Raw genomic sequence first — 7,052 nt, 5'->3', positions numbered from 1 at the left:
ACCTTGCTGCGCTGCGCCGAGGTCACCGCCAGTGCGCGCACCTTGCCCGACTGCACGTGCGGCAGCGCGACGGTGGCGGTCTCGAAGCTCATCGGGATCTGGCCGCCGATCACGTCCTGCACCGCGGGCGCGCTGCCCTTGTAGGGCACGTGCGTCAGCGGCGCGCCGGCCAGCTGCTTGAACATCTCGCCCGACATGTGCTGTGAGCTGCCCTGGCCGGCCGACGCGAAGGGCAGCGGCTCCTTCTTTGCCGCGGCGACGATGTCGGCCACGCTCTTGTACGGCTGCGAGGCGCCGACCAGCAGCACGTTGGAGATGCTGCCCAGCAGGATCACCGGCGCGAAGTCCTTGCCGGCGTCGTAGGGCATCTTCGCCTGCAGCGCCGGGTTGATCGCATGGCTGGCGATGGTGCCGAGCAGGAAGGTGTAGCCGTCGGGGGCCGACTTGGCCACCGCGTCGGCGCCGATCACGCCGCCGGCGCCGGCCTTGTTCTCGACCACCACCGTCTGCTTCAGCGAGGCCTGCAGCTTCTCGCCCAGGGTGCGGGCGAGGATGTCGCTGGTGCCGCCGGCCGCGAAGGGCACGACGATGCGGATCGGCTGCCGGGTCGGCCACTCCTGTGCGCTTGCGATGGCGGGCAGCAACGAGGCCAGGGCAGCGGTCGAGGCCAGGCGGGAGAAGGTGCGGCGGGTGCAGGGCATCGGTGTCTCCGGGAGATGTGGACGGCGGCGCGGCCTGCTAGAGTGCGCCGGAAGGCTTGTGATCAGACGTCAGTTGTCGTACAACTGTGTCCATTCTTGGATCCGACAGGGTCGATGTCAAGGCGTCGCCCCGAGGGTTTGCCCGGAGAACTCGTGCTGACTGATTCCGCCACCGCGCGCCGGCCGCGCACGCTCGCCCTCGGCGTCGTCGAGGCGCTGTCCGACCGCATCCGCGACGGCCGGCTCGCCCCCGGCACCAAGCTGCCGACCGAGGCCGAGGTGATGGCCGAGTTCGGCGTCAGCCGTACCGTGGTGCGCGAAGCCCTGTCCAAGCTGCAGGCCGGCGGCCTGGTCGAGACGCGCCACGGCGTCGGCACCTTCGTGGTCGGCCCGGGCGATGCCTCGGCCTTCCGCATCGAGCCGCAGCAGCTGGCCACGCTGCGCGACGTGATCGCCGTGCTCGAGCTGCGCATCGGCGTGGAGACCGAGGCGGCCGGCCTGGCCGCGCAGCGCCGCAGCGAGGCCAACCTGTCGGCGATGCGCCGCGCCATCGCCGAGTTCGCGCAGGCGGTGGAGGAGGGGCGCGACGCCGTGGCGGCCGACTTCCAACTGCACACCGAGATCGCGCGGGCCACGCAGAACGAGCATTTCGCCGGGCTGATGGCCACGCTCGGCGCGCGCATCATCCCGCGCGCCCGGCTCGACCCGGCCGAGGCCGTCGACCCGCAGCGCCAGGCCTACCTGCGGCGGGTGAATGCCGAGCACGAAAGCATCGTCGACGCCATCGCCGCGCAGGACGTCGAGGCGGCACGCGCCGCGATGCGCACGCACCTGGCCAACAGCCGCGAGCGGCGTCGCCGGGCGGTGGCGGATCCGCAGTAACCCTGAGAGCGATCGCCTTGAAGTTGTGCGAGCCAAGTTGTACGATGACTGACAACTAAGCGCATCCCTTTCACCTTTCATCCACCCACGCCGCTGCCCGCCATGAAGTCACTGTTCACCGCTGCTGCCCTCGCGTTCGCCCTCGCCATGGGTCTGGTCACCCCGGCCCAGGCCTGGCCCGACAAGACCGTCACCCTGGTCGTGCCGTTCCCGCCGGGAGGCTCGACCGATTCCCTGGCGCGCACGCTGGGCGCGAAGATGCAGGAGAAGCTCGCCCAGACCGTGGTCGTCGAGAACAAGGCCGGCGCCACCGGCACGATCGGCGCCGCGCAGGTCAAGCGCGCCGCGCCCGACGGCTACACCGTGCTGGTGTCTTCCCTCGGTCCCTTCGTGATCGCGCCGCATCTCATCAAGAACGTGCCCTACGACGCGGGCAAGGACTTCGACCTGATCACCGTGGCCGTGCAGGCGCCCAACGTGCTGGTGGTGCCCGCGGCCTCGCCCTACAAGAGCGTGGCCGACGTGATCGCCGCGGCCAAGAAGACGCCGGACAAGCTGACGTTCGCCTCCTCGGGCAACGGCTCGTCGGACCACCTCACTGCCGAACTGTTCTGGCTGCAGACCGGCACCACCGGCGTGCACGTGCCCTACAAGGGCGGCGCACCGGCGATCAGCGACCTGCTCGGTGGCCAGGTGGAAGCCTCGTTCCAGAACATCAACGCGATCGTGCAGCACGTCAACGCCGGAAAGTTGCGTGCGCTGGCCGTCACGGGCGCGAAGCGCTCGACGCTGATGCCCACCGTGCCGACGCTGGCCGAGGCGGGCGTGAAGGATGCCGATGTCTACTCCTGGCAGGGCGTGGCGGCGCCGAAGGGGCTGCCCGCCGACGTGAAGGCGAAGCTGCATGCGGCGCTGGTCGCGGCGCTGAACGACCCTGCCGTCAAGCCGAAGCTCCTCGAAGTCGGCTTCGAGATCGTCGGCAACACGCCCGAGCAGTTCGCCACCTTCCAGGCTGCGGAGTCGGCGCGCTGGAAGCAGTTGATCGAATCCCGCAAGATCAGCGCCGACTGAGCATGAACACGCCCGTCATCCGCTCGCTGCAGGCGATCCCGGTCGCCGCCCGCGACAGCATGCTGCTCAACCTGAGCGGCGCGCACGGCCCCTTCTTCACGCGCAACCTGCTGATCCTCACCGACAGCGCCGGCCGAACCGGCGTCGGCGAGGTGCCCGGCGGCGAGAAGATCCGCCAGACGTTGGAGGATGCGAGCGAGCTCGTCGTCGGCCAGCCGGTCGCTGCCGTGCAGGCGGTGATGCAGCGCATGCAGCAGGCCTTCGCCGACCGCGACGCCGGCGGCCGTGGCCTGCAGACGTTCGACCTGCGCACCACCATCCACGCCGTCACCGCCGTCGAGTCGGCCATGCTCGACCTGCTCGGCCAGCACCTCGAACTGCCAGTGGCGGCGCTGCTCGGCGAAGGCCAGCAGCGCGAGTCGGTGGAGATGCTCGGCTACCTCTTCTTCGTCGGCGACGGACGCCGCACCGATCTTCCCTATGCCAGCGAGCCCGGTGCCGACAATGCCTGGTTCCGCCTGCGACACGAGGCGGCGATGACACCCGAGGCGATCGTCCGCCTGGCCGAGGCGGCACGCGAGCGCTACGGCTTCAACGACTTCAAGCTCAAGGGCGGCGTGCTCGTCGGCGACGCGGAAGTCGACGCCGTGATCGCGCTGCACGAGCGCTTTCCGCAGGCGCGCGTCACGCTCGACCCGAACGGCGGCTGGCTGCTGAAGGACGCGATCCGTCTCGGCCAGCGCATGCGCGGCGTGGTGGCCTATGCCGAAGACCCCTGCGGCGCCGAGCAGGGCTTCAGCGGCCGCGAGGTGATGGCCGAGTTCCGCCGCGCCACCGGGCTGCCCACCGCCACCAACATGGTGGCCACCGACTGGCGCCAGCTGGCCCATGCGCTGGCGCTTCAGTCGGTCGACATCCCGCTGGCCGACCCGCATTTCTGGACGATGGCCGGCTCGGTGCGCGTGGCGCAGACCTGTCGCGACTGGGGCCTGACCTGGGGCTCGCACTCGAACAATCACTTCGACGTCTCGCTGGCGATGTTCACCCACGTCGGCGCCGCTGCGCCCGGCAAGGTCACCGCGATCGACACGCACTGGATCTGGCAGGACGGCCAGCGCCTGACGAAGGAGCCGCTGCGCATCGAAGGCGGCCACGTCCAGGTGCCGAGGAAGCCCGGCCTCGGCATCGAGCTCGACATGGCCGAGGTGGCCAAGGCCCACGAGCTCTACCGGCAGCACGGACTGGGAGCCCGCGACGACGCGGTGGCCATGCAGTACCTGATCCCGAACTGGACCTTCGATCCCAAGCGGCCGTGCATGGTCCGCTGAGTTCACCGACCCCCCTCAGGAGACCCGATGAAGAAGCTGCTCGTCGCCGCGCTGGCGACCTTCGCCCTGCACACCTCGGCCCAGGAATGGCCCAGCAAGCCGGTCCGCATCGTCGTGCCCTATCCGCCGGGCGGCTCGTCGGACATCATCGCGCGTGCCATCTCGCAGCCGCTGTCCGAGGCGCTGAAGCAGACGGTGATCGTCGAGAACAAGCCGGGCGCCAACGGCAACACCGGCACCGACTTCGTGGCCAAGAGCAACGACGGTCACACGCTGCTGCTGTGCGACACCGGCGCGCTGGCCATCACGCCCTCGGTCTACAAGCAGCTGCCCTTCGACCCGAGCAAGGACCTGCGCGGCGTGACCATGCTCGCCTATTCGCCGCACCTGCTGGTGGTGCACCCGTCGGTGAAGGCGAACAACCTGCAGGAACTGGTGGCGCTGTCGCAGAAGGACTCGCTCAACTTCGCCGTCACCGCCATCGGCAGCGCGCCGCACCTGGCCGGCGTCGCCGTGGAGAAGGCGACGAAGGCGCAATGGACCTACATCCCCTACAAGGGCGGCTCTCAGGCCATCGGCGATACGGTGGCCGGCCAGACCCAGGTGCTGATGAACGGCATGCTGGCCACGCTGCCGCACGTGCAGTCGGGCAAGCTCAAGGTGCTGGGCGTGTCCAAGGCCACGCGCGTGCCGCTGCTGGCCAACGTGCCGACCATCGCCGAACAGGGCGTCAAGGGCTTCGAGTCGGGAACCTGGCAGGGCGTGCTGGTGCCCGCCGCCATGCCGCCGGCGGTGGTGAGCCGGCTGGCCGCGGAACTCACGCGCATCATCCGCTCGCCCGAAGTGCGCGAGCGCCTCGTGTCGCAGGGCGCCGAGGTCTACACGATGACGCCATCGGAGTTCGCCGGCTTCTTCGAGAGGGAGCGCAAGCACTGGGCCGGCGTCGTCGCGCAAGGTGGCGTGAAAATCGATTGATGAACAAGCACCGCATCCTGCAGGCCGGCCGCCTGCTGCCCTCGCTCGAGGCGCGGCTGGCCGCCGAGTTCGAGACCACGCTGCTCGCCGAGCAGCCCGACCCGGCGTCCTTTCTGGCGGCACACGGGGACGAGTTCGAGGGCTTCGTCACCTCGGCCGGCGTGGGCTACACGGCCGACACGCTGGCCAGGCTCTCAAACCTGCGGGTGATCTCCAGCTTCGGCGTCGGCCTGGACAAGCTCGACCTCGCCGCCGCGAAGGCGCGCGGCATCGCGGTGGGCTACACGCCTGACGTGCTCAACGACTGCGTGGCCGACCTCGCCATGGCGCTGATGCTCGTCGTCGGACGGCGCGTCAGCGAGGCCGACCGCTTCGTGCGCCGCGGCGGCTGGACCACGCCGGGCGCGAAGAGCTTCCCGCTGGCGCGCAAGGTCAGCGGCGCGAGGCTGGGCATCGTGGGTCTCGGTCGCATTGGCCAGACCATCGCGAAGCGCGCCACCGGCTTCGACATGGACATCCGCTACCACAGCCGCCGGCCGGTGGAAGGCGTGGCGTGGTGGCACGAGCCTTCGCTGACCGAGCTGGCGCGCTGGTGCGACTACCTCGTGGTCATCACCGCCGGCGGTGCGGGTACGCGCCACCTCGTCGGTGCCGAGGTGCTGGAGGCTCTCGGCCCGCGCGGCTTCCTGATCAACGTGGCACGCGGCTCGGTGATCGACGAGGCGGCGCTGGTGCGTGCCCTCGTCGACAGGCGCATCGCCGGCGCCGGGCTCGACGTGTTCGAGAACGAGCCGGACGTGCCCCGCGCGCTCTTCGAGCTCGACAACGTGGTGCTGCTGCCGCACATCGCCAGCGGCACCGAGGAGACGCGCCAGGCCATGGCCGACCGCGTGTTCGACAACCTGCAAGGCTTCCTGCGCGACGGCCGCATGGTCTCGCCCGCCCCGCTTCCCTGAAGGACCCCCGATGAGAGAGAACCGATTGCGCACCCTGTGGGCGAACGACCAGGCCGCGGTGAACGGCTGGCTGGCCATCGCCAACAGCTTCTCGGCCGAGACCATGGCCCACCAGGGCTGGGACACGCTGACCATCGACCTGCAGCACGGCGTGGTCGACTACCAGGCCATGGTCGGCATGCTGCAGGCCATCTCCACCACCGCCACCGTGCCCATCGTGCGCGTGCCCTGGCTGGAGCCGGGCATCTTGATGAAGACGCTGGACGCCGGCGCCTATGGCGTGATCTGCCCGATGGTCAACACCCGCGAGGAAGCGCAGCGCTTCGTGGCCTACACGAGTTATGCGCCCCAGGGCACGCGGAGCTTCGGGCCGGTGCGTGCGTTGCTGTACGGCGGGGCGGACTACCCGGCGAAGGCGAACGAGACGATCGTCAGGTTCGCCATGATCGAAACCGCCCAGGCGCTGGACAACCTCGACGCCATCCTGTCGGTCGAGGGGCTGGACGCGATCTACATCGGCCCCTCGGACCTGTCGCTGGCGCTGGGCTGCAAGCCGACCTTCGACGACGTGGACGCCCCGGTGGCCCAGGCCATCGACCACATCCTGGCGCGTGCGCAGGCGCATGGCGTGAAGGCGGGCATCCACAACGGCCGGCCCGACGTGGCCCGTGCGCGCATCGCCAAGGGCTTCCGCTTCGTCACGGTGGGCTCCGACGCGCGTCTGCTGGCCTCGGGTAGTCAACAACTGCTGGCCGAGATGCGCCAGCGCTGAGCGGGAACAGACGACATGAAGATCGGATTCATCGGCCTGGGCATCATGGGCGCGCCGATGGCGGGCCACCTGCGCGCCGCCGGCCACGAGCTGTTCGTCAACACGCGCAGCAAGGTGCCGCAGGTGCTGATCGAGGCAGGAGCCGTCGCCTGCGGCGCGCCGAAGGAGGTCGCCGAGCGTGCCGACGTGATCATCACGATGGTGCCGGACACGCCGGACGTGGAGCGGGTGCTGTTTGCCGACAACGGGGTGGCGGCCGGGCTCAGCAAGGGCAAGGTGGTGGTGGACATGAGCTCGATCTCGCCGATCGAGACCAAGGCGTTTGCCAAGCGCATCAACGAACTGGGCTGCGACTACCTGGATGCGC

The 7,052-nt window shown here is 69.9% G+C and carries 8 protein-coding genes; 7 read left to right on the top strand and 1 reads right to left on the bottom strand.

The features are described 5' to 3' along the window. Positions 1-701, bottom strand: a 701-nt coding sequence (locus AB7U92_RS18755; protein ID WP_428580417.1) for a Bug family tripartite tricarboxylate transporter substrate binding protein, incomplete at its 3' end; no start/stop codon positions are given. Positions 702-815: 114 nt separating this feature from the next. Between AB7U92_RS18755 and AB7U92_RS18750 the strand changes: the two genes are divergently transcribed. From AB7U92_RS18750 to AB7U92_RS18720, 7 genes are all read left to right on the top strand, one after another. Then, positions 816-1,583, top strand: a complete 768-nt coding sequence (locus AB7U92_RS18750; protein ID WP_428580414.1) for a FadR/GntR family transcriptional regulator — start codon at positions 816-818, stop codon at positions 1,581-1,583. 102 nt (positions 1,584-1,685) lie between these two features. Further along, complete coding sequence (locus AB7U92_RS18745; RefSeq protein WP_428580411.1) at positions 1,686-2,654, top strand: Bug family tripartite tricarboxylate transporter substrate binding protein; 969 nt, start codon at positions 1,686-1,688, stop codon at positions 2,652-2,654. A gap of 2 nt (positions 2,655-2,656) precedes the next feature. Beyond that, the gene (gudD, locus tag AB7U92_RS18740; protein ID WP_428580408.1) at positions 2,657-3,982 is read left to right on the top strand and encodes a glucarate dehydratase; all 1,326 of its coding nucleotides are present in this window, start codon (positions 2,657-2,659) and stop codon (positions 3,980-3,982) included. Between the two features lie 27 nt (positions 3,983-4,009). After that, positions 4,010-4,957 (top strand): Bug family tripartite tricarboxylate transporter substrate binding protein, encoded by a 948-nt coding sequence (locus AB7U92_RS18735; RefSeq protein WP_428580406.1) that lies wholly within the window; start codon positions 4,010-4,012, stop codon positions 4,955-4,957. After that, a complete protein-coding gene (locus AB7U92_RS18730) occupies positions 4,957-5,913 on the top strand; it encodes a 2-hydroxyacid dehydrogenase (RefSeq protein ID WP_428580403.1) in 957 nt (318 codons plus the stop codon). The genes AB7U92_RS18735 and AB7U92_RS18730 overlap by 1 nt, the downstream gene beginning before the upstream one ends. 10 nt (positions 5,914-5,923) lie before the next feature. Beyond that, entirely contained in the window at positions 5,924-6,685 is a 762-nt protein-coding gene (locus tag AB7U92_RS18725; protein ID WP_428580400.1) for an HpcH/HpaI aldolase family protein, read from the top strand. 15 nt (positions 6,686-6,700) lie between these two features. After that, a partial coding sequence (locus AB7U92_RS18720; protein ID WP_428580397.1) for an NAD(P)-dependent oxidoreductase occupies positions 6,701-7,052 on the top strand: 352 nt, incomplete at its 3' end.

The sequence above is a fragment of the Piscinibacter sp. genome (assembly GCF_050175855.1).
Lineage (GTDB): Bacteria > Pseudomonadota > Gammaproteobacteria > Burkholderiales > Burkholderiaceae_C > Piscinibacter.
This window is presented reverse-complemented; position numbering and strand designations above follow the sequence as displayed.

What these genes read in the sequence shown, in the direction of transcription:
- AB7U92_RS18750 (WP_428580414.1), top strand. Translation starts at nt 816, where the DNA reads ATGTCAAGGCGTCGCCCCGAGGGTTTGCCCGGAGAACTCGTGCTGACT.
- AB7U92_RS18725 (WP_428580400.1), top strand. Translation starts at nt 5,924, where the DNA reads ATGAGAGAGAACCGATTGCGCACCCTGTGGGCGAACGACCAGGCCGCG.
- AB7U92_RS18730 (WP_428580403.1), top strand. Translation starts at nt 4,957, where the DNA reads ATGAACAAGCACCGCATCCTGCAGGCCGGCCGCCTGCTGCCCTCGCTC.
- gudD (WP_428580408.1), top strand. Translation starts at nt 2,657, where the DNA reads ATGAACACGCCCGTCATCCGCTCGCTGCAGGCGATCCCGGTCGCCGCC.
- AB7U92_RS18735 (WP_428580406.1), top strand. Translation starts at nt 4,010, where the DNA reads ATGAAGAAGCTGCTCGTCGCCGCGCTGGCGACCTTCGCCCTGCACACC.
- AB7U92_RS18745 (WP_428580411.1), top strand. Translation starts at nt 1,686, where the DNA reads ATGAAGTCACTGTTCACCGCTGCTGCCCTCGCGTTCGCCCTCGCCATG.